Below are 23,186 nucleotides of genomic sequence, written 5' to 3' on the forward strand. Positions count from 1 at the left end.
GCCGAAGGGCAAGGCCACGAAGAAGCCGCGCGGCTGAGCGCGCGACGGCGCCCATGCTGCGGCGCCGGGCCGGGGCCCATGCAGGCCACCGGCGCCGCGGATAGCTCGGCGTTGCCGCCGGAGCGGCGGCCCTGTAGGCGCGGCCGCCCTCTGTAGGAGCGGCCCATGGCCGCGAAAACCCGCATCGGCTGGCGACTCCGGAATCGCCGCATCCCCTCCTGCGGGAACGCCCGATCAGGAAGCCGATGCGCACGCGCCGCGCGCCACGTCCGGAGGCGGCGTGCGCCCCGCGGGCGGGACCCCGAACAATGGCCGCAGCGCCCGGACCCGGCGAATCGCGAACTCGTAGATCACCAGGCATCCGGCCACTGTGACCAGCACGACCAGCGCAGGCTCGACCACCGGGCCCAGCGCCAGCTTCGCCAGCCAGTACCCCGCCACCACCGTGATCGTCTGGTGGAGCACGTACCACGGATAGACCGCCTGGCTGGCGTAGGGCAGCCAGCGGAACGGCCGGTTCAGCAGGTGATGGCCCCAGGCCAGCACCGCCAGGATCCACGTCCAGGCGTTGAGCCGCTGCACCAGCGCGAACAGCGCGTGCATGGGCGTGGAGGACTCCGGACCGGTAGTGAACAGCAGCCAGAGGATCGCGACGAAGCTCGGGATCGCCGCGCCCAGCAGCCACCAGCGCCGCCGCTTCAGCTCCTCCCACAGCCCCGTATCGGCGCCGATCCAGTAGCCATAGAGGAACATCGCGAAGTAGATCGCGTGGCTGTGCCAGTCGGCGATCAGGTCGTGGGTGGTGGGAAAGCGCCCGATCAGCAGCCAGCTGGCGACCGCCAGCGGCAGCGCCGGCAGCAGCCACAACCGCCAGCCGCGCAGCCCGCGGAAGCGATCGCGCAGCGCCTGCCCGCCGCGCCCGCGCAGCAGCGGCAGCAGCGCCGCCAGCAGCAGCGAGTAAGCAAGCAGGTACGGCAGGTACCACAGATGGTTCCAGGTGACGCCGACGTGCGACCCGTCGAACGCCCCCGCCGGCCACGGCTGGAAGGTGACGTAGCGCAGCAGGAACTGCGCATAGTCGCCGTCGAAGCTGCCGTTCGACAGCGCCTGCAGGTACGCCTGCGGCGGCACCACCACCGCCATGCCGAACAGCAGCGGGACCAGCAGGCGCCGGGTGCGACTCCAGGCGAACGCGCCCGGGCCGCTGCGGCGCAGCAGGAAGTTCACCGCCACACCGGAGATCAGGAACAGCAGCGACATGCGCCACTGGTTGACCAGGATCATCGGCCATTTCAGCCAGTCGGCGAGATAGGTGGACTTGATGTGCCAGCCCCAGTCGGCCACGTAGAACATGCCGGCGTGGTAGAGGATCAGCACGGCGAAGGCGAGCACCCGCAGTGCGTCGATGTCGTGGCGGCGGGGCCGGGCGGGGACGGGGTTGGCGGACATGGCGGTGGCGTGCTCCGGTTCGGGAGCGGCCAGCCTGGGCGACGGCGCGGCCCCGAAAAAGCGCGAAGTGACGCCGCGGGGGGCCGCTGGGACGAACGGTGGCGGGCGGGGACGAGTGGCGGCGGCCGCGCGACCTGCGCCGTTTCCCGACCCGCATGACGGAGGGGTGCGTCCCCCGTCTGCGGGATCTCGCCGAGAAGCGGCCGCCGAGCGGCGAGCGACGGACGGCGCGCATTGCGGCAGGCGCCCTCCGCCAGCCGGCCGGCGCCGACGACCGCGACCGGCGCGTGGCGCTGCGCCCGCTTGCACCACCGGGCTAGACTGCGCGGGCCGGGCCAGGGGCCGCCCGGATGGAACCGCCGTGCAACCGCAGACCTACCTCGGGCGCCGCCGCCTGTACGAGGCCGCCTTCTGGATCCTGATCCTGGGCGTCCACGCCGTCGCCAACAGCATCACCACCAATATCGACCTGGCCCGCGCCGACCTGTCGATCGCCCGCTGGGAGCCCTGGGTCTGGGAGTGTTCGAGTGCCCTGGTGCTGCTGGCGCTGGTGCCCGTCGTGGCAGCCTTCGACCGGCGCTTCCCGCTGCAGCGCGGCCGGATGCGGCGCAGCGCGCTGGCGCACCTGGCGTTCAGCGTGCCGTTCTCGCTGCTGCACGTGGCCGGGATGGTGGCGCTGCGCGAGGTGGCCTACGCCTGGATGGGCCAGGACTACCGGTTCGGGGACTGGTCGGTGTACCTGCGCTACGAATACCTCAAGGACGTGCGCACCTACGGCTATTTCCTGGCCGTCCTGTACCTGTATCGCTTCGCGCTGCGGCGCTGGCAGGGCGAGGCGGAGTTCCTCACCGAGGGCCGCGAGGACCTGCCCGCCGAACCGGTCACGGACCGCTTCCTGATCAAGAAGCTCGGCCGCGAGTTCCTGGTGCGGGTGGAGGACATCGACTGGATCGAGGCCGCCGGCAACTACGTCACCCTGCACGTGGGCGAGCGCCTGTACCCGCTGCGCGAGACCATGGCCGGGATCCAGGCGCGGCTGGAAGGCCGGGGCTTCGCGCGGGTGCACCGCAGCGCCATCGTCAATCTCGACCGGGTCCGCGAGATCGAGCCGTTCGACACCGGCGACGCCCGTGCGCACATGCACGGCGGCGGCGTGGTGGCGGTGAGCCGGCGCTACCGCCAGGCGCTGAAGGAACGGCTGGCCTAGGGCCCGTTGCGCGGGAAACGCAGAGCGCACCCGGCTTCCCGCCGGGCGCCGGTTTCGTGCCCGGCGGGGCCGGAACCCGGTTCGACGACAGGCCGTTTCGGCTGCCGTCCGACGCGACCGGCGCCTATCCGCGCAGCGGCGTCTCGCTGCTCGGCACGTCGGCGCGAGCGCGCTCGGGCTCGATCGGCCGGATCTCGTACTCCAGGCCGCAGGCCATGCAAGGGTTTTCCGCGGCCAGCGCCGCGGCCTCGTCCAGGCTGCCGGCCAGGATCGTCCAGTAGCCGCCGATCACCTCCTTGCTTTCGGCGAAAGGCCCGTCGGTCACGCCGCTGCGCGAGACGGTGCGCCCTTGCGCCTGCAGCCGCTGCCCGGAGCCCATCCGGCCCTCGGACTCGCAGCGCTCGTACCAGGCGTAGAACGCGTCGATCGCGGCCTGGATCGTTTCCTGCGGCAGCTCGCTGTCCCACTTGCCACGGGACAGCACCAGGTATTCCGAAAGCGGGGGTTTTCCGGTCACGGTGGATGGTTTCCTCGGCGGTGATGGCCGCACAGCATACCGCCGGCGCCTGCCCGTCCGCCGCCGACCGCGGGTCGACATCGCGGCACCGCCCTCGTCATTCGGGCCAGGCCGCGGCGCGCGCTATTTCGCGGGGGTCTGCTGATGCATGACCAGCCGCCAGTCCTGAGCGGTGCGCGCATACACCGATCCGCACAGGGCCGCGTAGCCGTCGTCTCCGTCGCGTTCGGCGCGCACCCGGTAGGCCAGGGCCACGGCCCCGTCGCCGGCCTGCAGCAGCCGTTGCCCCGCCATCTCCACCCGCTGCCAGCGCGGTGCCGAACGGATCGCCTCGAGCGTCTGCGCCCGGTCCATGATCCCGGCCGGCGCCGGAAACACCATCACCGCCTCTTCGGCCAGATTCGCGTCGTAGAACGATGCATCGCCGGTCCAGAACCCGCGCTCCAGCGACCAGAGTGCTGCTTCGTCCATCCTCGTGCTCCAGCACCGTCGGAGCGCGCATGATGCAGGGGACCGGCCTCAACCGTCGGTGAAGGCCACCGGCGGGCGCCTGCCCGCGTGCGTGCGCGGCGGAGCGAACCGAGTCGATCGAATCGAAGCCAGGCCGCCCGCCTCGGAGCAACCGCCTGACGCGGGACGTCGAGGCCGCGGATGGCCTGCCGCTTGCCGATGGCGACACGCGCTGGTCAGCCGCTGGTGAGGATCCCGATCACCAACCCTCCGCCGCCACCCAGGCTGGCGGCCGCCATGGCACGAACGATCCTGGCACTGCGCCCCGGCGGCTTGCCGGCGGTGGCGCCGTCCACCACGCCCATCTGCCCTTGCATGGCCAGCACCGCGCCCGTCGCGAACAGACCCAGCGCCAACCACCATTTCGTCTGCACCTCGATCAGCTGCGACTGCATCAGGATCAGCACGCCACCAGCCGCCGCCACGCCCACCGTCGCCAGATGCCTGAACTGGTCCGCCCACAGCTGGGCCAGCGCGATCAGCTCGACGGTCGCCGCGCCCTGCCCCGGCCGCGACGAAGCGCCAACCCGGGCCGCGTCCAGCGCAGCTCCAGCCGTGACCGGCGGTGAGGCGGCATCCGGAGCGTTCGATTGCGCGGGCGTCGGCCCGTCCTGCGGCATCTGGGGCATGCTGGCTCCGATCCTGGATCGACCCAAGCTTACTTCGATCGCCACGGATGCGGGGAACGTCGGCGAGAACGCCGCGCGCGCTCCGGGCTGGCCACGCAAGGATGGCGTTCCATCTCCGGCGGGCCGGATGCAGCCAAGCTGGACATGCCGGGAGTGTATGGCAAGGCCAGAAGTGTCGGGACGATCAGCGCAGCGATGGTCCGCCGCCTTGTCCGCCCGCGGCCGCTACCCACGCGCATCCGCCGACGGCTGCGGATGCGCCCGCAGCAGCCACGAGGCCGCGCCCACCAGGGCCAGGCCGATCAAGGCGCCCGGCCAGGCACCGAGCGCAAGGCTTGCGGCCAGGCCGCCGAGCAGCGCCAGCCCGCCCGCCACGATGGCGCCACTGGCATCGGCTGCGGCCACGTCGCGCCGGCGCCGCATCTCGAAGCCGACCACCGCTGCCATCACCGGCGCCACCGCGAGCGCGCACAGCGCGATCCACAGCAACCGTCCGGTCCAGAACCCGGGCGCGCCCGGGTCGCCGGCATCGATCGGCACGCCCAGCCGGCCGCCCAGCCAGGCGGCCGGAAGTTCGGCCAGCTTGTGCCAGAGATACAGCGGCATCCCGAGTGCGCCGAGCACCGCCACGGCGCGCGCCACCGGATGCCGATCCAGGAAATGCCGCGCGGGGCGCTCGGCCAGCAGCACCAGCCCGACTTGCACCCACATCACCCCGACCAGCGCCAGCGTCGGCGGCAGCATGTTGTTGCCGGCCAGCCCCACGCCCACCATCGCCACCGGATAACCGCTGGCGATCGCCGCCACCAGCCAGGCGGCGCCCAGCAACAGCAGGGCTGCACCGGCCCCCGCCCCCGCGAACCGGCCGCGCTTCCAGGCGATGCCCAGCTGCTGCGGCAGCAACCACACCACCAGCATGTTGAGCCAGCCGATCCCGGCCGGGCTCCCGGACACGTGCGCGCCCAGCGCGAGCAGATCGCCGGGCGCACGCACGCCGGCGCGCAGCAGATCCGTGGCGGCGGCCACCGCCACCAGCGCCACCACCGCCTTCAGCCCGAAGCGGCGGTCGGCGCGCACGCACAGCGGCAGCAGCGCCTGCACCCCGAGCAGCATCGCCAGGAACCACAGGTGCACGGTGAGCGAAGTGTCGAACGGCGCCAGCAGGCGTCCGTCGCCGATGGCCGCCGCCAGCGCCAGCGCCGCCAGCACCGCCAGATAGGTCACGGTGGGTCGCGCCAGGCCCAGCGCCCGGCCCGCCCACCAGTGGCGCTGGCGCTGCCCGTCCGCCAGCCGCCGCGCCACCCCGTCGGCGCTGACCGCGGCCGAGACGAACACGAACAGCGGCACCACCTGCACCACCCAGGTGAGCACGCCGGCGGACTCCCACACTCGCAGCAGATGGTCGGTGCCGACCACGCGGCCGCCTTCCAGCCGCGGCAGCGTGGCGATCCAGTGGCCGAGCACGACGACCAGCAAGGCGCCGGCGCGCAGCGCGTCGGGATAGCGGTCGCGGGTGTCGCGCACACGGTCGCCCGCATCCTTGGCGCTGTCGACGACGTTCAATTGCTGCTCCCCTGCGCCTCGTCCCGGACCGCGCAGGCTAGCAAAGTCCGTGGATACGGGAACCGCGCGCCCGGAGCGAGCGGGGACCGCATGCCCTGAGCGCTTGCGCGGCGACGGTGGCGGCGCCGGCCTTCGCGGCCATGGGCCGCTCCTACAGGGGCGGCCGCTCTACGGGGAGAGACCGCTCCCGTGGGATGCCGGCCGCGCGTGGGGCGGCAGCGGCATCCGCCGTCAGCCGAAGTGCGCCAGCGCGGCGTCGGCCTCGGACTGGGTGACGGTGCCGGCGGCCACCGCGTCGGCCAGCGACTGACGCGCGGCATCGGCCCACTGGTCGCCGTAGCCGCCGAGGAACTGCGCCCACATCTCCAGCCGGCCGTCCTCCTGCAGCTTGCCGATCATCTCGGCGCGGTAGGCCGGGTCGGTGTTGTCGGCCAGCTGGTTGCCGAGCGACATCTCCCAGTTCATCGAGAAGCCGTCGCGCTCGTAGTCGGCCACCGCGCGCTCACGCTGCTCGGCGGCGGCGCCGAACAGCTCCGGCGACTTCGACTCGGCATATTCGGCGGCGCTCGGGAAACGGATCTCCAGCTGGTCGCGCAGGAACGCCGCCTTCTGCTCGGCCGACGGGTTGGTGTACATGCCGGCGACGCCGAACAGCTCCCAAGCGAAGTTCGGGTCGTCGCCGGCCATGCGGTCGGCCAGGGTGTTGACCTCACCGCCCTCCAGCCCCGCGGCCGCCGCGGTCTCCTGGAAGATGCCGACATGGCCGGGCGAAGCCGCGATCTCCGGATGCGCAGCGATCAGCGACTGCAGCTGCTCCGGCGTCATACCCAGCGCGTCGCTCATCTCGAACAGCGCCTTGCCGGTGGACGCGAGCTCGTCGACGATCTGCGGATCCACTCCGGCCTCGGTGAGGTAGCGCTCGAGGTCCTCGCGGCGTTCGTTGCCGTTGATGACCTCGCCGATGAACGAGCCGATGCCGTTGACGATCGCGCCGATGCCCGAGACGATGAAGCCGGCCGGCGCCGTCACCGGCACCAGCTCCATCGCGCCGCCCAGCACGCCGAGTACGTCGCCGGCGGCCGCGATCGCGTAGCCGACGTTGCCGTCGGAGGCCTGCTGCAGACTGTTGACCAGCGAAGCGGAACTGGCGATCAGCCCCAGCCCCGGCGCCAGCCGGGTGGCGAAGCGGCCGAAGTCGCCGGCATGCTGCGCCAGCCTGCCGGTGTCGGACAGGCTGGTGGTGGCGCCGGCGACCAGCCGCGCCGCGTTCTCGCCGCCCTGGGCGAAGCCGGTGATGGCGTTGACGTAGTCCTCGTTGCGCCCGGCCTCCGCCGCCGAGACCGCACCCAGCACCACGCCGCCCGCCATGAACGCGCGGAAGATCGGCGGGGTTTCGTTGTAGCGGTGGCTGTAGAAGTCGGCGGCGCTGAAGTTGCCGTCGGCGAACTCGTTGAGCAGCCGGTTGCCCGCAGCGAAATCCTTGTAGCCGCCCCAGCCGGGGGCGCCCTGGCCGAACGCGGCCATCAGGGTGGTGAACTGCGCCTGCGCCTCGGTCACGCTGCCGTCGTTGCGCGCCAGCAGCTCCGACATCGCCGAGGAGGCGGCATCGGTCAGCACGTCGCCCGACAGATCGGTGAACCCGGCGAAGGCCTCGCCGAGCGCGGAATCCGGCACCCGCTGGATCTCGGCCAGCAGCTCCAGCGCCTGCACGCCGTGGCCGTCGGTGGCCATCGCGACGATCGCGTCGTGCACCTGCTCCGCCACCTCCGGGTCGCGCACTGCGGCGTCGAGCACCGCGTCGCGGTTCTCGGCCACGTAGTCGGCCAGCGCCTGGGTCGCCTCGATCTTGGCGTCGTAGGTGGGCTTGTGCTCCGGATCGTTGCGGAAGGCCTCGACGAAGCCGGCCTGCTGCTCGGGGGTGAGCGGCCCCGCCTGCGCCAGCAACCCGCCGAGCTCCTCGTCCAGGCGCTCGACGTCTTCCACCGCGTCGTCGTAGCCGTCGACCAACCCGTCGAGTTCGGTGCTGGTGGTGCGGGTGGCGTCGGTGGCGCCGACCTGACCGACGCCGGCGCGCGCGGCAACGTCCTGCCAGCCGCTGCTGTGCACGCCCAGCTCGCGCAGCTGCGCGCCGGTGAGGGTGCCGCGGTCGAGCGCGGCGGCGATCGCGGTGTCGAAGGCCGCACGCAGCGCGTCGCCGCGGTCGTCGTAGTCGCCGCTGCGAACGTAGCTGTCGCCCTCCTTCTCGTAGAGGCCGCCGTACATCGGGTGCACCACCGCATCAAGGGTGCCGTCCTCCTGCGCCAGCCGCACCAGCTCGGCCAGGTAGGCGGGATCGCCCTGGTGTTCGATCATCAGTTCGCCCAGCTGGCCCTGCGACAGGATGCCCTGGCCCTCGACCCGATCTTCGTAGTCCGACTGCGCGCGCTCGACCTGCTCGGCGGTGCTGTCGCCGGAGCCCTCCGGCGCCTCGGGCTGGTCCGGCGCCGCACCGGTGGTCTCGAGATAACCCTCGCGCGCCACCGCGCTGCTGCGGGTCTCGACCGCCTCGCGCACCGCGTCGGCGCCGAAGATGTCGTTCAGGCGCACCAGCTGGGGCGCCTGCAGCTTGCTGGCCAGGTCGTTGAGCAGGTCGGTGCGCTCGGCCTGCGGCAGCGCGTCCACTTCGCCCTGCAGCTGGGCTTCCTGCTCCGGCGTCATCTGCGCGATGGAACGGTCGGCGGTGGCCGCATCCGCGGACTGCAGGTTGGTCCGGGTGGGCGGCGGCGGAGGCGGCGGCGGCGCAACGTAGCCACCACCACCATCGTGCATCATCACTGCCATGTCGTTGTCTCCGCGGGGAGGCGCACCATGGGCGCGGCGCGCGCATGGGCGAATGCTGCGCCTTGCCACGCGCCGAGACATCTGGGGTTACCCCTAGGTCGGTGCAAAACCTTGCACCCTGCACATTGCCCCGGGGCGCATTACCGGCGCGGTCGCCCCGCAGAAACCCGCCATCCCGTAGGAGCGTGCCATGCACGCGAAAGCCGGCGCCATCGGCCACCACAGGGAATCACCGCCAACCCAACCGGAGCCTACCGCGGCCTCACCGCATCGGACGCAGGTGGCCGATGCCCGATGGATGCCGGCGAGGCCGGTCAGAACAGTTCGTCGCCGGGCAGCTTCGCCGCCTGCTTGAACCACTTGGTCAGCTGCGCCTCGTCGAGCTCCTCGTCCTCGTGGATGTGGAGATAGCGCACCTGCTCGTGCTTCGACTCCTCGGGCGGCGTGGGCCGCAGCGAGGCGCCATTGAGAAAAGTCACCTTCACGTATCGGGTGAAGCAGTGGTAGCTGAGGAACCAGCCCCGCCCCTCCACGCCATAGAAGGGCGAGTTCCAGCGCACCGCCTTGCGCACCTTGGGCACGGCTTTCTCCACCAGCGCATCCAGGCGTTCCCCCACCTCGCGCTTCCAGCCGGGCATCGCCTCGATGTAGGCCTGCACCGGGCCGTCGCCATCGCCCTTGGGGATCTGCGGGTTGCCGCCGGACAACAGGGCCGGCTTCTTCGCTGCCTTGGTCATGATCTGCACCTGATCGGGAGAGCCTGAGGGCACGGCTCCTGTCCAGAGCCTTGCGCCGGCACAATTGGACTGCAAACCGGCTCGCCACTCAAATGGGCGGTGACGCCGGACCCTGCACGATGCCGCAACACAGGCCTCCGCTCGCTCCAAGCCGCCGCGAGCAGGCCGACGCATGCCAACCGTCGCCCCGATCGGGCGCCCATCCGCGCTATCGGCGTTTCCGTCGCATCGCGGTTGATCGACGTGCGTGGCGACGTCAGCCTGCCCCGATCCTTCACCGGTAGCCGCCGCATGAAACTCCTCGCTGCCTGCCTGGGCGTGCTCTGGGCGCTGGCGTCCGCCGCCGCATCGGCGGCACCAGCGGGCCCCGGGCCGGAATCCGCGGCCGCACGCATCCGCGAGGACGTGCTGCCTGCCCACTACCTGGAAGGCCACCACACCGCCAAGTCCATCCCGCAGGCGATGCTGGAGCAGGGCATCCCCGGGGTCGGCATCGCCTTCATCGACGACGGCGAGATCGGCTGGCAGCTCGCGTTCGGCTACGCCGACCTGCGGCGCGGCACCGCGGTCACGCCGGACACGGTGTTCGCGGCGGCATCGCTGAGCAAACCGGTGGCGGCCATGGCGGCCCTGCATCTGGCGGGCCGCGGCCTGATCGGCCTCGACGACGACGTCAATCTGCATCTGCGCGGCTGGGAGATCCCCGTCGACCGGTTCACCGAGACCGAGAAGGTCACCCTGCGCCGGCTGATCGGCCATACCGCGGGCGTCAAGAACCACCTGTGGTCGTCCTACGCGCCCGGCGCGGAGCTGCCGACGGTGGAGGCCATGCTCGCGGGCACCGCGCCTTCGGTGGATCCGCCGGCCGTGGTCGAGTCCGTTCCCGGCCAGCGCTACCGGTACTCGAATCCCGGCTACGCCATCGTCCAGAAGCTGATACAGGACGCGACCGGCCAGGATTTCGCCACCGCCATCGATCGGATCGTATTCGCGCCTGCCGGCATGCGGCGCAGCTCCTTCGTGCAGCCGCTGCCGCCGGCGTTGAGGGCCGAGGCCGCCACCGGCTACGCGGAAGACCTGCAGCCCTACCCCGACCGGTCGTTCCCCTTCCTGGCCGCGGGCGGGCTGTGGTCCACGCCCGGCGACCTTGCACGTTTCGCGGCCACCCTCATGGCCGACCATGGACCGGGCCGGAACCGGATCGTTTCGGACGCGCTGGCGGCGGAGGTCTTCGCCCGCTCCGACGCCAGGCTGGGCTTCACCAAGAAGCTGGGCCCGGGCGAACTGCTGTTCGAACACTGGGGCAGCAACGCCGGTTTCACCAGCTACCTGGTCGGCTCGCTCCCGCACCGGCAAGCGCTGGTCGTGATGACCAACAGCGACCAGGGCTTCGACCTGATGGCGTCGATCGCCCGCGCGGTGGCCCGGGAGTATGGCTGGGCGCTGCTGGAACCCGAGGTCTACCGGGAAACCGCCGTCCCCCTGGACGCGCTGGAGCGCTTCGCCGGCACCTACGGCGCGGAAGAGGATGGCGGAGACAGGCTGTCGTTCACGCCGGCGCAGGGCGGGCTCCTCCTCCTCCGGGAACCCGGCGCGGAGGCCGCGCAGGCGCTCGTCCCCGTCGGCGACGAGACCTTCCTTTCAATTCCGCGCAACACCAGCTACCGGTTCCTCGAGGCGAAGGACGGCGGCATCGGCTGGGTGCGCGTGACCGCCGCCAGCGGCGACAACAATGACTTCCCGCGGAACTAGGCTTCGGCCTTTCCAATATCTCCGGCATCGCCGTCACCGCATGATCTTCTCCAGCGCCTTGCCCTTCGCCAGTTCGTCGATCAGCTTGTCCAGGCAGCGGACGTTGCGCACCAGCGGATCCTCGATATCCTCCACGCGCACGCCGCAGACCACCCCCTTGATCAGCGCACTGTTCGGGTGGATGGCCGGGGCCTCGGCGAAGAAGGTCTGGAAGTCGCTTTCCTTGTCGATCTGCTGCCGCAGCCCGCTGTCGCTGTATCCGGTCAGCCAGCGGATCACCTGGTCGACCTCCTCCCGGGTGCGCTGCTTGCGCTCCGCCTTCGCAAGGTACAGCGGATACACCTTCGAGAACTTCATCGTGGCCATGCGATGGTCGTTCTTCATTGCTCCTCCGATGGTGGGCCGAGCGGTTCGTCCTGCCTGCATTGCATCGCACTCGCGATCCCAGCGGAATGCACGCTCCGACGAAAGCGACAGGCACCCCGGGCCGCGCTGGAACTGATTGACGTGGCCGAACGCCCGCTTGTGAAAGCTGGCCCCCTGACCTAGGCGATGCCGCGAAGCGGCACCGGCCTGAATGAATTGGCGGACCGCGCACCGCCGGCGCTTGCGCACCGGTGACGCACCAGCTCCCGGCCGGGCGCGCTCGTCCTGTCGATCAGCCTGCGCCCATCCGCCGAGAGCGTGAACTTCGCGGTGGCGAGCCACGTTTCGCCTTCGCCGGACAACTCCGAGATGAGCGCGATCTCGTCGCCACGAACTACTACTGCCTCGATCGGGCCTTCGCTTTCCCAGTAGGAGATGTGGTTGGGTGCGATCCGAAGGATCAAGTCGTCGATGTGGGCATCGCACGAACCGGGGCTGCCGGCCCAATGACCGACGAAGCGGTCCGGAACCGTGGCCGCCGGATGCCCTGCGGAGAGTTGAAGCGGCAGTAGCAATGCGGCGATCGCGGCGATGATCTTCATTGGTTTCCCAAGCGTCCGGTCGACCGAATACGCCCATTTCTTCGAGGGTCCGCGCATGGATTTTTTCCTCAGTTCGGCCAGCCTCTCCGGCCGTGTTGCAAGCCTAGCCGAGATCGCCTGGGCTCCCGGCAAGCAGGATGAAAATCAGGTGCTTGTCCGACGTGCCCAACATTGCGACACGATTTCCGCCAGAGCGGGCCTGTGGCCCACAAGCAGCTCCAAGACACGCGCCGCAGGCCCCTTGCATTCCTCAGGCCGCCAATCCATCATGCATCGCAATTGCAACGCACGAGGTACCGCATGAAGACCGCATCGCTGCCCTCGCTCCGGGTCGAACCGGCACTGCGCGAGGCCGCCGAAGCCGTGCTGCAGGAAGGCGAAACCCTCTCCAGCTTCGTCGAGCGGTCGGTCCGTGCGCAGGTTCAGCTGCGCCAGCAGCAGGAAGCGTTCATCTCCCGCGGCCTGGCCTCGCGCGAGCGCGCCCGCGCCAGCGGTCACTACGTAGAGGCGGACGAGGTCGTGGCCGGACTGGAAACCCGCCTGAAGGCCGCACGCAGAAAGCGGGCGCGCCCGGGATGAACTTCCGCGTCCGCTTCACGGAGGAAGCGCGCGAAGACCTCCACCGCCTGTACGACTGGCTACTGGAGCGCGCCGATGGTGCGGTGGCCGATCGTGCACTGCAGGCAATCCGCGACGGCATCACGGTGCTGCAGCTGGCGCCGCTCAGCTGCCGCAGGGCGGACGGCGGCGATTCTTTCCTGCGTGAACTCGTCATCGGCTTCGGCACCAGCGGCTACGTGCTGTTGTTCGAGGTCGAGGACGACCGGACGGTCACGGTGCTCGCGGCACGGCATCAGCGGGAAGAGGACTATCATTGACGGGCATCGAATCACCCGCCCGAGCCCCACGCTCGCAGTTTTCCGAAGCCAATCGCATGCGCTGCGCCAAGAGGGACGCGCTGATCGGCACCCTGCAATCCTGACGGTACATCTCCGCAATGCCCCCACGCCTCTCGTCGAATCGGCGCACCATGGGGGAGCTGCTTTTCCGCCCAAGCGATCGGCCGAGCGAACCACCCGGGAATGACCTCCGAGAGCGGCGCCAACCAGGCGCCGCTCTCCCGCGAGGCGCGCGGCCCGCCGCACGCCTGCATTCGTCGCTCAAGCCGCCGCGCGCAGCCGCACCGCCGGGAAATCCACCGGCACCGCCAGCGCCACGTTCACGTAGTTGGTGAACAGGTTGAGCGCCACGTGCGCCAGCAGCTCGACCACCTCGCCATCGTCGAAGCCCGCCGCGCGCAGCGCCTGCACCTCGGCCGCGTCCACCTGGCCGCGCTGCTCCACCACGGCCAACGCGAAGCGCAGCGCCGCGGCGGTCTTCGGGTCGGCGGAGCGGCCGTCCTGCGCCTCGCTCATCTCCTCGGCGCTGGCGCCGGCCTTGCGGCCCAGCACGGTGTGCGCGGCCAGGCAGTACTCGCAGGCGTTGCGGTTGGCGATGGCCACCGCCACCTGCTCGCCCAGCCGCGCCGGCAGGGCCCCGCCGCCCAGCGCGCCGAACGCGCCCCACATCGACCTGAGCGCGGCGGGCGAATTGGCCACCGCGCGGAACATGTTGGGGGTGGCGCCGAAGGCGGCGTGGATCTCGGCCAGCAGGGCCTGGCGGTCGGGGGTGGTGGTGGCCGGGTCGACCAGGGGGATGCGGGACATGGGGTGCTCCTTTGCGTGGGCCGCCGGGATTGGCGGCAGCGGCTAGACTAGGCGCCCGTTCTGGACGCATGGCGCCGAAACGTCCATGAAATCTGCCGATTCGTCCACGCCACCCGCGGCCGGTCCGGCACCGGTCGACCGCCTGGCCGCCCTGCTCGATCGCTTCCACGTGCACGCCGAGCTGTTCCACACCGGCCCGCTGTGCGGCCTGCACGTGTTCGACCCCGCGCCCGGGCGCGCCTTCCTGCACGTGCTGCGCCGGGGCACGATGGAGGTGGTGCACCGCGGCGCCCACGGCCTGGTGCGCACCGCGCTTGCCGAGCCCACCCTGCTGCTGTTCGCGCGCCCGGTGCACCACGAATTCCACAACGCCCCGGTGGACGGCGCGGACTTCACCTGCGCCACGCTCGATTTCGACGGCGGCGCGCGCAACCCCATCGTGCAGTCGCTCCCCGCCATGCTGGCGGTGCCGCTGGCCGCGGTGGACGGCCTGGCCCCCACCCTCGACCTGCTGTTCGCCGAAGCCGACCGCGTGCGCTGCGGCTCGCGCCTGCTGGCCGGCCGCCTGTTCGAGGTGCTGCTGGTGCAGGTGCTGCGCTGGGCGCTTGATCACCCGACGCAATCCGGCGTGGACCGCGGCACCCTCGCCGGCCTGTCGCACCCGCAGCTGGCCCGGGCGCTCACCGCGCTGCACGCACGCCCCGCCGAGCCCTGGCCGCTCGAACGCCTGGCCGCGCAGGCCGGCATGTCGCGCAGCGCCTTCGCCGCCGCGTTCAAGCACGCCGTGGGCACCACACCCGCCGCCTACGTGCTCGACTGGCGCCTGGGCCTGGCCGCCACCCGCCTGCGCGAGGGACGCACGGTGAAGCAGGTGGCGCATGAGCTTGGGTTCGCGGAGGCGGGGGCGTTGTCTAAGGCGTTTCGTAGGCGGTATGGGGTGTCGCCACGGGGGTGGAGTGGTACAGGATATGCATCCGGTGGATAGGCCCTGCTGGGTCGAATTGCTGGAACGCCCGCGTGGTTCCAGCAGGCCCAGGAAGCACTTTGGGGCAGCGCCCAGAACTTGGGCGACGGGCGCCTATGGGAGTAGGCTTGGACCTCTCAGGGGAGACGCAAGTGGCGCCGCTAACGCCGGAGCAACTGGCAAGGGAACGCATCGACGCGCTGCTGGAAGCGGCGGGCTGGATCATCCAGGACAGCGCCGACTTCAACCGCAAAGCGGGGGAAGGCGTTGCCGTGCGCGAGTTCGCTACCAAGGCCGGCCCGTGCGACTACCTCCTGTTCGTCGGCGACAAGGCCTGTGGTGTGATTGAAGCCAAGAAGGCCGGCATTACGCTCAGCGGCGTCGCCGAGCAAGCTGCCCGCTACCTGTCCCAACTGCCTGACCACGTCGCGTGCTGGGCCAATACCCTGCGCTTCGACTACGAATCCACCGGCGAGGAAACCTTCTTCCGCGACGCCGCGGATCCCGCCCCGCGCTCGCGCCGTGTCTTCGCCTTCCACCAGCCGTCCACACTGCACGCATGGCTGAAGGAAGAGGACACCCTGCGAAAGCGCCTGCGGCACATGCCGACGCTGGACCCATCAGGATTGCGCGACTGCCAGATCGACGCCGTCGAAGGCCTTGAGCGCTCGCTGGCGGACGACAGGCCCCGGGCCCTGATCCAGATGGCCACCGGCGCCGGCAAGACCTTCACCGCCTGCACTTTCAGTTGGCGCCTGCTCAAGCACGCCAAGGCGAAACGCATCCTGTTCCTGGTCGACCGCAACAACCTCGGCGACCAGACGCTCAAGGAGTACCAGAACTACGAACCGCCCGGTGCGGGCCGCAAGTTCACCCAGACCTATATAGTCCAGCACCTCCACGGCAGCCAGATCGACAAGGACGCCAAGGTGGTCATCACCACCATCCAGCGCCTGTACGCAATGCTGCGAGGCGACGAGCTGGACGAATCCGCCGAGGAAGGCTCGGCGTTCGAGACCTGGGCCAACGAAGAAGGCGAACTGCGCCCGGTCGAGTACAACCCGGCCATCCCGCCCGAAACCTTCGATTTCATCGTCACCGACGAGTGCCACCGCTCCATCTACGGCCTGTGGCGGCAGGTGCTCGACTACTTCGACGCCCACCTGATCGGCCTCACCGCCACGCCGAGCAAGCACACGCTGGGCTTCTTCAACAGCAACCTCGTCGCCGAATATCCCTACGAGCAATCGGTGGTGGACGGCGTCAACGTCGGCTTCGAGGTGTTCCGCATCAAGACCCAGGTCGGCGAGGAAGGCGGCACCGTCGAAGGCGGCTACAAGGTGCCCGTGCGTGATCGCCGCACCCGGGCCATCCGCTACAAGCAGCTTGACGAGGACCTCGGCTACACGAAGAAAGAACTGGACAACTCCGTCACCGTTCCAAACCAGATCCGTGCCGTCCTGCGTTGTTACCGCGACAACCTGTTCACCGAACTGTTCCCCGGCCGCAGCGGACAGTGGGTGCCCAAGACACTGATCTTCGCGAAGGACGACAACCACGCCGAGGAGATCGTGCAGGCCTGCTGGGAAGTATTCGGGCAGGGCAATGAGTTCGCCAAGAAGATCACCTACCAGACCAGCGAGAAGCCCAAGGAACTGATCAAGGCCTTCCGCGTCGATCCGTTCCCGCGTATCGCGGTCACCGTCGACATGATCGCCACCGGCACCGACATCAAGCCCGTGGAATGCCTGATCTTCATGCGCGACGTGAAGTCGGAGGGTTACTACGAGCAGATGAAGGGCCGGGGCGTGCGCACCATCCGTAACGCCGACCTGCAGCAAGTAACCCCTGACGCGCAGACTAAGACCCGTTTCGTGCTGGTGGATGCCGTGGGCGTCACCGAGGGCATGAAGTCCGTCTCGCAGCCGCTGGAGCGCAAGCGCGCCATCGGTTTCGACAAGCTGATCGACCAGATCGCGCAGGGTCGCCGCGACCCGGATGCGATCTCCAGTCTTGCCGGCCGTCTGGCGGCGCTGGACCGCCAGATCGACGACGAGGACCGCCAGCGAATCGCCACCGTCGCCAAGGGCACCAGCCTCAAGGCGCTGGCCGCCAAGCTGCTGCAGTCCATCAGCCCCGACATCATCGAGGCCGCCGTCAATGACCGCCACGGCAGTGTCGAGGCCGCCACGCAGAAGGAAGTGGAAGCCGTCGAGGCCGATCTGCGCGAAGACGCCTGCGCTCCGCTGGATGACGCCGATCTACGCAATCTGATCAAGGCGATCAAGAAGAAGACCGATATCGTCATCGACGAGGGCACCACCGATGAAGTGCTCGAAGCCGGCTACGACCTGAAGCAGGCCCAGCAGCGCGTCACCTCCTTCCGTGAGTTCATCGACACGCACAAGGACGAGTTGCTCGCCCTGCAGATACTCTACAACCAGCCCTTCCCGAAGCGCCGGCTCACCTACGCCAGCGTCAAGCAACTGGCGCAGGCGCTGGCCGATCCACCGACTCACCTCACCACTGCCGATGTGTGGCAGGCCTACAAGCGGCTGGAAGCCACGCTGGTGCGGGGTGCCCCCAGCGACAAGGTGCTCACCGACGTCATCTCACTGGTGCGCTTCGCCACCGGCCAGGCCGACCTGCTGGAGCCGTACTCGGCCCGGGTCGAACAGAAATTCAATCTTTGGATCGGCCGCCAGAAGAAGGCCGGCCGCGACTTCAACGAGGACCAGATGAATTGGCTCAAAGCCATCCGCGACTATCTCGCCGCCAATGTAGAGATTGCCCCCGCCGACCTGATGCGTGACCACCCGTTCGCCGACTGGGGCGGGGTGATCGAGGCGCGCAAGCTGTTTGGAACCGAACTCAACGGGGTGCTTGATGAGTTGACCGAGGCATTGGTGGCATGAGTGATGAGCTACCGCCAGGCTGGGCGCTCACCGACATCGGCTCGCTTGGCCGATACATCAATGGTAGGGGTTTCAAGAAGGAGGAATGGAAGAAGGCGGGCCTGCCGATCATCCGCATCCAGAATCTCAACGATGAGTCTGCTCAGTTCAACTATTCGGATCAACAGCACGAAGGGAAGTATCGCGTTGACGATGGCGACCTCTTGGTGGCATGGGCGGCGTCGCTTGGGGTGTATGTCTGGAATCGTGGGCCCGCTTGGCTCAACCAGCACATCTTCCGGGTTGAAGTTGAGGAAAGAGCCGTCACCAAGCCCTTCCTTTACTACGCCCTCAAGGATGCCTTGGCTGGCCTGTACAAGAAGGCCCACGGATCTGGAATGGTCCACATCACGAAGGCCAAGTTTAACCGTCACCCGATCAGTCTGCCTCCGCTCAATGAGCAAAAGCGAATCGTCTCCAAGATCGATGAGCTGTTCAGCCGCATCGACGAAGGCGAGCGCGCGATGGAGCGCGTGTCGAAGCTGGTGGAGCGTTACCGCCAGTCCGTACTCAAGGCCGCCGTCACCGGCGAACTGACCCGCGACTGGCGCGAGGCGCGCAAGGCCGCTGGCCAGCCCATCGAATCCGGCGAAGCCCTGCTCACCCGCATCCTCACCGTGCGCCGCGAAGCCTGGGAGAACGCAGAGCTATCCAAGATGCAGGCCAATGGCATCACGCCCAAGGATGAAGCGTGGAAAAAGAGGTATGTCAAGCCGTCGGAGCCTAGCCTAACCGGTCTCCCAATTCTGCCAGAGGGATGGGTTTGGGCGTCGCTTCCTATGTTGTGTGGGGTCGCTTCGACCAACGGAATCTCGGTCAAAGGCGCGAATGCGCCGCCGGGTATCCCGGCCTTGCGTTTGGATGCCCTGGGTGACTCGGGGTTCGACTACGCAGCCAGACGATACATCCCGATTGCGAACAGCAAAGCCGAAAGGCTCCGCATAGAAGCGGGTGACTTCTTCGTGTCGCGCGCCAATGGTTCGTTGGCTCTCGTTGGTCGTGCCGTTCTTGCGCAAGAGCCGCCTGAGCTGGTTGTGTTTCCAGATACGATGATCCGGTACCGACCCGCTGATGAGCTGGGTGTCGGATATTGGCTCCAACGTGTTTGGCAGTCGCGGCTTGTTCGCGAGCAGATCGAGCGAAAAGCGAAGACTACGGCCGGCATCTACAAGATCTCGCAGGGCGACATTGCGGAAATCGCCATTCCGATCCCTCCGTCCGAGGAGCGCGCTGCTGCGATATCTCTGATTGACCAGCGATTGTCTCAAGTCGAAAGCTTGTCAATGGAGCAGGGTCAATCGCGGAAGCGAGCCGGCGCGCTCAGACAGGCCATATTGAGGTCTGCATTCTCGGGAAGTCTGGTTTCGCAGCATCCTGAAGATGAGCCGGCGTCTACTCTTCTTCAGCGCATCGCCGTCGGGCGCGCCGAAGCTAAGAGAACGATGCCCGCGCGCGGCCCAAAGAAGAAGTCCAGATGAACACAGATTCGGGATCGATTGGTGCTGCGCCGGTCATGACCTCGCGTGATATTGTGGCGGGGCTGGGCGCAGCCCCCCGCGATCTGCTGGCAGCTTGTCTGGCGTTATTCGACGACAGCACCTTGCAACGTCGTATCGGCTTCCCGATGGGCCGCCTGTCGCCGAGCAAGATCAACATCGTTGCCGACCCAACGGATGCAGAAGCGGCCGCGTCCATCAGAAGCACGACTCAAGCATGGCTGACTTCGCCGCTCTCGGACGACGCCTTGCGCGTGCTGTTGTGGATGTACCTGCGTGAGGCCTTCGCCCTGCTGCCCGTGACGTTCACTTCCTGTCGTTCTGCGGCAACGGCTGCGGACGACATGGTAGCGCGCGCTCTGCATTCCCTGCAGCCCAGCCGGGTAACGAAGTACGCGCAGGAGTGGGGACTGAAGAGCGCCAAGGAGGTGCCGGCCACGCTGGATGCCTTGGCCCGCAAGACGATGGAAGAACTGATGGCACCGTTTTTCAACGCTAACGATGCCAAATCAGTGCAGGCGCGCGAACGCCTGCTTTCCGAGGTCCGAGCCCGCGTTGGCCTGTTGCCGCCAGAAGACCGGGAACGGCTGATGCATGCAGTGGAGGCGGATGGCGTAAACGACGCCGCGCTGAGAAAAATCCTGCTCACCGGCGGCGGCTTGGGTGCCCTTGGCGCCAGTGTCAGCCTGGCCGGCTTCTCCGCTTACATCCTCGCTGCCCAGGCATCGGCCTTCATTCCGCTGGTAAGCGGGCCGGCGCTGGTTTCGGTGGTGGCTGTACTGTCCAACCCGATCACGATCATCGCGGCCACCGCCAGCGTGGGCTGGTGGGCCACGCGGTCGGCCAACCAGAAAGTGCGTGGCGCTGTCGGTGTGCGGGTCCTCTCGCTGCTCGCGCTCAATGGGTTGGAGGCGGGCGCCGCCGGTATCCGCGCGATGCTGGCTGCGTTTCCCAGTCTCGAAAAACTCGGCCAGACGGGTGGCCTGGCGCCGGCTGTGCTGGGCGGGTACCGGACGGACTGGAACAGGATCGCCGCAGCAGGACGGAAGGCGACCGTGATCGACGATTCAGTCGTCAACGTCATGGAGCGGCCGACAGGGGTGGGCAGCGGTTCTGATCGGCTACGCGAGCTGATCGGCGAGCAGCGCGACACCGTCTTGCTGGCAGGCCTGACGCTGGGCGACATCGCCTACAACGCGTACAGCCTTGACCCCCTTGTGCTGGAGGCGGCGGACTTTTCCCGTATCGACGTACTGGACGACCCGGTGGCGTTCGCGGCGTTCGCACACCGCATCGAGTCCATGGACGCATCCGCCCATCTGGGGGCGGTCAGCAATCTGAAGGGCTACGTCGCGGAGCGGGTAGTTGCAGCCCGGCTCATCGAGCAGGGGCACGTGGTCGAGTTCCCGGCGGCGTCGAACGAGGCGGGATGGGATGTCGCGGTGGATGGCGTCAGGTTCCAGGTCAAGGACGTGGGCTCTCTGGCCGGTCTGCAGCAACACTTCGACAGTGGCTATGACTACCCGGTGATTGCCAACGCCGAAGTTGCCGACGAACTGGCCGCGCGTTCGGCCGATGACCTGCCCGAATGGGCGGACCAGATCCATTTCGTGGAGGGGTACAGCAACGAGGTCGTCGAACACGTCACCCGGTCTTCATTCGAGGCCGGTGGCGACATGCTGCACCCGGACGTGCCGCTGTTCACGCTGGTGCTGAGCGGCATCCGCAACCTCGAGCGAGTCAATCGAGATGAGATCACGGGAACGCAAGCTTTTCAGGAGGTGCTGCTCGACGGGGGTGCCCGGGCAGGACTGGCGGTTGCCGGCAATTATGTGGGCGTCGGCGTCGGTTTGCTGCTGTTCGGGCCTGCTGGTGCGCTGGTGCTGGGCGCGGTTATGCCCATTCTCAGCCAGCGGCAGTCCGGCCGGTTGAAGGGCAAGCTCGACGAGTTGCTTCAGGACGAGACGTATCGCAAGTGGGCCCAGGAGGCAGAACAGGCGACCGCTGCATTGGCCGGGTGTGCTGATGATGCGATCCGTGCAAAAGCCGAACTGCTGCGGGATCGGCAGCCGGCCGATTCCCAGGCTGTGGTGGCCCGCTATCTTCAGTGGCGGCTCGAGGACGAGCTGACCTTTCTTCGCGAAGCGCGACTCCGGTTGAAGGCAATGTGTGACGACGAGACAGCTGCGGTGGAAGTTTCCGCGACCCGCCTCATGAGCTGGCTGACCACCAGCACGCTACACCCCTCGCTCTACCAGGCTGAACTCTCTGCTATGTCGGAAGTGTTTGCGCACCGCCCATCCACTGCTGACCGGGTGACGGAGGTTTCGCACAAGGCTGCCGAGCGGACTGCATTGGCGGCCGGGAAGGCTGGCAAGGTGGTGGGTGACTGGTGGCGTGGCCTAGGCAATAACAACAAGCGAAAAGACTGACATGGCAAATGACTACACCTCCCTTGTATCCAAGGTCTGGAACTTCGCGCACGTGCTGCGCGACCAGGGTATCGGGTACGGCGACTACGTCGAACAGATCACCTTCCTGCTGTTCCTGAAGATGGACGAAGAGCGCACCGAGCTCCTCGGCGAGCCGTCGGCCATCCCTGCAAAGTGGCGCTGGGCCAAGCTCGCACCGCTGGCTGGTGATGAGCTGGAACTGCAGTACCGCCACACGCTGGAAGCGTTGGCAAAGGAGAAGGGCCTGATCGGCACCATCTTCCGCAAAGCCCAGAACAAGCTCACCGACCCGGCCAAGCTCAAGCGCGTGGTGTCGCTGATCAACGGAGAGACCTGGATCGGCATCGGCGTGGACGTGAAGGGCGCGATCTACGAAGGTCTGCTGGAGAAGAACGCAGCCGAGGTGAAATCAGGTGCCGGGCAGTACTTCACGCCGCGCCCTCTGATCGACGTGATGGTGGAAGTCATTGACCCGCAGGTCGGTGAGAACGTGCACGACCCGGCCTGTGGCACCGGCGGATTCCTGCTGTCCGCATACGAACACATGAAGCCCAACGCGCAGGACCGCGCGCAGCAGCGAAAGCTGCGCGAGAAGTCCATCAGCGGTACGGACATCGTCGACGAGGTGGTTCGGCTTTGCGCAATGAACATGTACCTGCATGGCATCGGCAACGGCGAGTCGCCGATCCGTGCTGGCGACGCGCTGGCATTCGATTCAGGCGACCGCTATGACGTGATCCTGACCAACCCGCCCTTCGGCAAGAAGTCCAGTTACAAGGTGATTGGCGAGGACGGCGAAGTGGATACCGAGCGCGAGGACTACGAGCGCGAGGACTTCAAATTCACCACTTCCAACAAGCAGCTCAACTTTCTGCAGCACATCATGACCATCATGCAGGGTGATGGCCGCGCCGCCGTGGTGCTGCCGGACAATGTGCTGTTCGAGGCCGGCAGCGCCGGCGAGGGCATCCGTCGCCGCCTGCTGGAACAGTTCGACTTCCACACCCTGGTGCGTCTGCCCACCGGCATCTTCTATAAGCCCGGCGTCAAAGCCAACGTGTTGTTCTTTGACAAGCACCCTCCACGCGCAGACCGTAAGCCGAACACCAAGGCGCTGTGGATCTACGACTTCCGGACAAACCTGCACTTCACCCTGAAGAAGAATCCGCTCAAACTATCCGATCTGGGCGATTTTAGGGATTGCTACAAGGCAGGCAACCGAAGCAAGCGCAAGGAAACCGAACGCTTTCGCAAGTTTGATGTCGCCGACCTACTCAAACGGGACAAGCTCAACCTCGACATCTTTTGGCTCAAGGACGACAGCCTAGACGACATCGATAGCCTGCCTCCGCCCGACGTGATCGCAATGGATATCGTCGAGAGCCTGCAGGCCGCGCTGGAGGGGTTTCAGTCCGTTGCAGATGAGCTGGCGAAACCAATCGCTAGAGAGGGGGCGTGACA

Annotated in this window: 19 protein-coding genes; 9 read left to right on the forward strand and 10 right to left on the reverse strand. The window is 68.1% G+C overall.

Features of this window, described 5'->3' with window-relative positions:
• Positions 1 to 234: 234 nt before the first annotated feature.
• Positions 235 to 1,449: an acyltransferase family protein gene (locus tag H0E84_RS15440; RefSeq protein ID WP_180679538.1), complete on the reverse strand. Its 1,215-nt coding sequence runs from the start codon at positions 1,447 to 1,449 to the stop codon at positions 235 to 237.
• Between the two features lie 361 nt (positions 1,450 to 1,810).
• Between H0E84_RS15440 and H0E84_RS20545 the strand changes: the two genes are divergently transcribed.
• Positions 1,811 to 2,656: a LytTR family DNA-binding domain-containing protein gene (locus H0E84_RS20545; protein WP_345776329.1), complete on the forward strand. Its 846-nt coding sequence runs from the start codon at positions 1,811 to 1,813 to the stop codon at positions 2,654 to 2,656.
• Positions 2,657 to 2,780: 124 nt separating this feature from the next.
• Here H0E84_RS20545 and H0E84_RS15450 read toward each other — a convergent pair whose 3' ends face one another.
• The 6 genes from H0E84_RS15450 to H0E84_RS15475 all read right to left on the reverse strand — a co-directional run bounded on the left by H0E84_RS15450 (position 2,781) and on the right by H0E84_RS15475 (position 9,432).
• The gene (locus tag H0E84_RS15450) at positions 2,781 to 3,173 is read right to left on the reverse strand and encodes a YciI family protein (protein ID WP_345776330.1); all 393 of its coding nucleotides are present in this window, start codon (positions 3,171 to 3,173) and stop codon (positions 2,781 to 2,783) included.
• Between the two features lie 123 nt (positions 3,174 to 3,296).
• Positions 3,297 to 3,644, reverse strand: coding sequence for a nuclear transport factor 2 family protein (locus H0E84_RS15455; protein WP_180679541.1), 348 nt, complete (start codon positions 3,642 to 3,644; stop codon positions 3,297 to 3,299).
• A gap of 215 nt (positions 3,645 to 3,859) precedes the next feature.
• Positions 3,860 to 4,312: a hypothetical protein gene (locus tag H0E84_RS15460; protein WP_180679542.1), complete on the reverse strand. Its 453-nt coding sequence runs from the start codon at positions 4,310 to 4,312 to the stop codon at positions 3,860 to 3,862.
• Between the two features lie 225 nt (positions 4,313 to 4,537).
• Positions 4,538 to 5,875 (reverse strand): acyltransferase family protein, encoded by a 1,338-nt coding sequence (locus tag H0E84_RS15465; protein WP_180679543.1) that lies wholly within the window; start codon positions 5,873 to 5,875, stop codon positions 4,538 to 4,540.
• 231 nt (positions 5,876 to 6,106) lie between these two features.
• Positions 6,107 to 8,695, reverse strand: coding sequence for a hypothetical protein (locus tag H0E84_RS15470; RefSeq protein WP_180679544.1), 2,589 nt, complete (start codon positions 8,693 to 8,695; stop codon positions 6,107 to 6,109).
• Positions 8,696 to 9,009: 314 nt separating this feature from the next.
• Complete coding sequence (locus H0E84_RS15475) at positions 9,010 to 9,432, reverse strand: DUF1801 domain-containing protein (RefSeq protein ID WP_180679545.1); 423 nt, start codon at positions 9,430 to 9,432, stop codon at positions 9,010 to 9,012.
• 291 nt (positions 9,433 to 9,723) lie between these two features.
• On the opposite strand from H0E84_RS15475, the gene H0E84_RS15480 reads away from it, so the two are divergent.
• Positions 9,724 to 11,184: a serine hydrolase domain-containing protein gene (locus tag H0E84_RS15480; protein ID WP_180679546.1), complete on the forward strand. Its 1,461-nt coding sequence runs from the start codon at positions 9,724 to 9,726 to the stop codon at positions 11,182 to 11,184.
• A 33-nt stretch (positions 11,185 to 11,217) separates the two neighbouring features.
• Here H0E84_RS15480 and H0E84_RS15485 read toward each other — a convergent pair whose 3' ends face one another.
• Positions 11,218 to 11,568 (reverse strand): DUF2200 domain-containing protein, encoded by a 351-nt coding sequence (locus H0E84_RS15485; RefSeq protein ID WP_180679547.1) that lies wholly within the window; start codon positions 11,566 to 11,568, stop codon positions 11,218 to 11,220.
• A gap of 161 nt (positions 11,569 to 11,729) precedes the next feature.
• On the reverse strand, positions 11,730 to 12,152 hold the full coding sequence (locus H0E84_RS15490; RefSeq protein ID WP_180679548.1) for a hypothetical protein: 423 nt from the start codon (positions 12,150 to 12,152) through the stop codon (positions 11,730 to 11,732).
• Between the two features lie 300 nt (positions 12,153 to 12,452).
• Here H0E84_RS15490 and H0E84_RS15495 point away from each other — a divergent pair, with 300 nt between their 5' ends.
• Together H0E84_RS15495 and H0E84_RS15500 are read left to right on the forward strand one after the other, a co-directional pair.
• Positions 12,453 to 12,731 (forward strand): YlcI/YnfO family protein, encoded by a 279-nt coding sequence (locus tag H0E84_RS15495; protein WP_180679549.1) that lies wholly within the window; start codon positions 12,453 to 12,455, stop codon positions 12,729 to 12,731.
• Entirely contained in the window at positions 12,728 to 13,030 is a 303-nt protein-coding gene (locus H0E84_RS15500) for a type II toxin-antitoxin system RelE/ParE family toxin (protein WP_180679550.1), read from the forward strand. Before H0E84_RS15495 ends, H0E84_RS15500 begins: the two co-directional genes overlap by 4 nt.
• 282 nt (positions 13,031 to 13,312) lie before the next feature.
• On the opposite strand, the gene H0E84_RS15505 is transcribed toward H0E84_RS15500, so the two are convergent.
• Positions 13,313 to 13,858 carry a carboxymuconolactone decarboxylase family protein gene (locus H0E84_RS15505; RefSeq protein WP_180679551.1) on the reverse strand — a complete coding sequence of 182 codons (546 nt, stop codon included), beginning with the start codon at positions 13,856 to 13,858 and terminating at the stop codon, positions 13,313 to 13,315.
• Between the two features lie 85 nt (positions 13,859 to 13,943).
• Between H0E84_RS15505 and H0E84_RS15510 the strand changes: the two genes are divergently transcribed.
• The 5 genes from H0E84_RS15510 (at position 13,944) to H0E84_RS15530 (ending at position 23,184) form a co-directional block, all read left to right on the forward strand.
• Positions 13,944 to 14,843, forward strand: coding sequence for an AraC family transcriptional regulator (locus H0E84_RS15510; protein WP_180679552.1), 900 nt, complete (start codon positions 13,944 to 13,946; stop codon positions 14,841 to 14,843).
• Positions 14,844 to 14,974: 131 nt separating this feature from the next.
• On the forward strand, positions 14,975 to 17,737 hold the full coding sequence (locus tag H0E84_RS15515; protein WP_345776331.1) for a type I restriction endonuclease subunit R: 2,763 nt from the start codon (positions 14,975 to 14,977) through the stop codon (positions 17,735 to 17,737).
• A complete protein-coding gene (locus tag H0E84_RS15520; protein WP_180679554.1) occupies positions 17,734 to 19,254 on the forward strand; it encodes a restriction endonuclease subunit S in 1,521 nt (506 codons plus the stop codon). Before H0E84_RS15515 ends, H0E84_RS15520 begins: the two co-directional genes overlap by 4 nt.
• A complete protein-coding gene (locus H0E84_RS15525; RefSeq protein ID WP_180679555.1) occupies positions 19,251 to 21,704 on the forward strand; it encodes a hypothetical protein in 2,454 nt (817 codons plus the stop codon). Before H0E84_RS15520 ends, H0E84_RS15525 begins: the two co-directional genes overlap by 4 nt.
• Position 21,705: 1 nt before the next feature.
• Positions 21,706 to 23,184, forward strand: a complete 1,479-nt coding sequence (locus H0E84_RS15530; protein ID WP_180679556.1) for a type I restriction-modification system subunit M — start codon at positions 21,706 to 21,708, stop codon at positions 23,182 to 23,184.
• Positions 23,185 to 23,186 lie beyond the last annotated feature (2 nt).

This window comes from Luteimonas salinisoli (assembly GCF_013425525.1).
Lineage (GTDB): Bacteria > Pseudomonadota > Gammaproteobacteria > Xanthomonadales > Xanthomonadaceae > Luteimonas > Luteimonas salinisoli.